The organism is Megasphaera cerevisiae DSM 20462, assembly GCF_001045675.1.
In the GTDB taxonomy this organism is placed as follows: domain Bacteria; phylum Bacillota; class Negativicutes; order Veillonellales; family Megasphaeraceae; genus Megasphaera; species Megasphaera cerevisiae.
The window spans coordinates 1-1,660 of the sequence record NZ_LEKT01000111.1 but is presented as its reverse complement, the minus strand read 5'-3'; the positions used below and the strand labels follow the sequence as shown (position 1 = coordinate 1,660).

General features: G+C 43.4%; 4 protein-coding genes. All 4 read right to left on the bottom strand.

Going from position 1 to position 1,660, the window contains the following annotated elements; genetic code table 11:
• Positions 1-303 precede the first annotated feature (303 nt).
• Positions 304-444: a hypothetical protein gene (locus AB840_RS17970; RefSeq protein ID WP_236684563.1), complete on the bottom strand. Its 141-nt coding sequence runs from the start codon at positions 442-444 to the stop codon at positions 304-306.
• A 12-nt stretch (positions 445-456) separates the two neighbouring features.
• On the bottom strand, positions 457-708 hold the full coding sequence (locus AB840_RS17960; protein WP_407657365.1) for a transposase: 252 nt from the start codon (positions 706-708) through the stop codon (positions 457-459).
• Positions 709-718: 10 nt separating this feature from the next.
• Positions 719-1,276, bottom strand: a complete 558-nt coding sequence (locus tag AB840_RS17955; RefSeq protein ID WP_234984961.1) for a transposase — start codon at positions 1,274-1,276, stop codon at positions 719-721.
• 177 nt (positions 1,277-1,453) lie between these two features.
• A partial coding sequence (locus AB840_RS16305) for an integrase core domain-containing protein (protein ID WP_152669421.1) occupies positions 1,454-1,660 on the bottom strand: 207 nt, incomplete at its 5' end.

The following is a 1,660-nucleotide window of genomic DNA, read 5'->3' as shown; positions in this document are numbered from 1 at the left end:
ATGAATTTTCTGTGAAAAATACATCTAATGATTGCCCCCGATCTGTCGATAGACTTTCCCTTACTATCCAAGTTAGAAATTGTTTTTGCGTTGATTTAGATGAAATGAAAAAAGATATAGAACAGCAGGATAAATGGGAAAATTGATAAAAACGAAAGAAAAAATGGCGTAGTAGAGTAGTGCAATAGAATTTCTGATCTTTTCAGCCCAAGCAGAGGCGGACACCATAGAGAGGCGATATGAAGCAGGGATCGTGGTCAAGTCCAAATTTGTGTGTAAATTCCCTTTAGGTATTTATTCTGGTCAGGCAGATAGGAGAACTGTCTGTTCCTCTGCCATGTGATGCAGTTCCTCCCGCACATTGGATTCCAACAGTCTCTGATACGCATCCTCTCCAAAGATGGATTTCCGTGCCTGGTTGATACTGTTCTGCTCAATCAGCACAGATCCCATCAGTCAGATCAGTGAATTTTCATTAGGGAAAATACCGATCACCTTAGAACGGCGTTTCAGTTCCTTGTGGAGCCGTTCAATATGGTTGGAGGTCCGGTAATACTTCCGCATCCCAGCCGGAAGCGTCATGACAGTCATGGCGCTTTCAAACCCCTCATCCAGACAAGACATAGCTTCTTTGGCAACGTCCTGATAATCTGTGATGATCTGGCTGCGCCTGGCTCTGGCTTCCTTCAGCGTTTTACAGTGAAACATGTCCTGCAGCTCAGAACGGATTCCTGATTGATATTGTCACACGGTTGTTTTCACGCACTTTGAAGTAGGTAGCATCCACAGTCAGGAAGGGATAATGGCCTTCAATGGGACGGCTGCGGAAAGCGGAGACCTCCTGATCAAGATCTTTGCATACAGCAGAAACAGAGGATTTGGACACGTTGGTTCCGCAAAGCGTCTTAATCACTCTTGTGACTTTACGGGTTGATATGCCGTCAACGACCATTTCTGCCATAGCTGTGATCAGTGCAGATTCACTGCGGGAATAATGATCAAAAATCATCGTTTTGAAAGGCAGATTGCGATGCCGTGGGACAGTGAGAGTAAGTCTTCCGATACGTGTCTTCAGATCACGTTCCCGTGAGCCATTCCGGCTGTCAGTACGCTTGTCAGAACGCTTGTAGAGAGTGGCCTGCAGTTGATCCTGGGATTCTGCTTTTAGGATGCTGTTGAGACTGTTCTGGAGAATCGTACGGAATGTTTTATCGTGATCTACAGAAAGTAACTGTAGAATTTCTTCCTGATTTAGGGTACTATTGAGTTGAGCCATTTGCTTTTCCTCCTCGGTATTATGTTTGTTTTGGTCAATTTACATTATACCTAAAGGGATGAGCATTTGGCTCTTTCAATTTTTTGAATTTACACCATTATACGGACATTACCTTCTTGACACATACATGAGGTGTGTAGTAGTCAACCCAAATTGTAACACTGAGTGATAGTTTCCTTATGCCGACATTCTGGCAGCATAAGGAGGTAATCCATTGTTGTAGGAATGGGGTCTACGCCGATTGTAATGGCAATAGACAAACCAATAAATACCTTCATTCATCGACTTCACATCCCTAAATTTCCGTAAATTAAAATACTCATTTTTCAACGTGTTATAGAATCGTTCCATGGGTGCATTATCATATGGACAGCCGGCTCGGCT

What these genes read in the sequence shown, in the direction of transcription:
- AB840_RS17960 (WP_407657365.1), bottom strand. Translation starts at nt 708, where the DNA reads ATGTTTCACTGTAAAACGCTGAAGGAAGCCAGAGCCAGGCGCAGCCAG.
- AB840_RS17955 (WP_234984961.1), bottom strand. Translation starts at nt 1,276, where the DNA reads ATGGCTCAACTCAATAGTACCCTAAATCAGGAAGAAATTCTACAGTTA.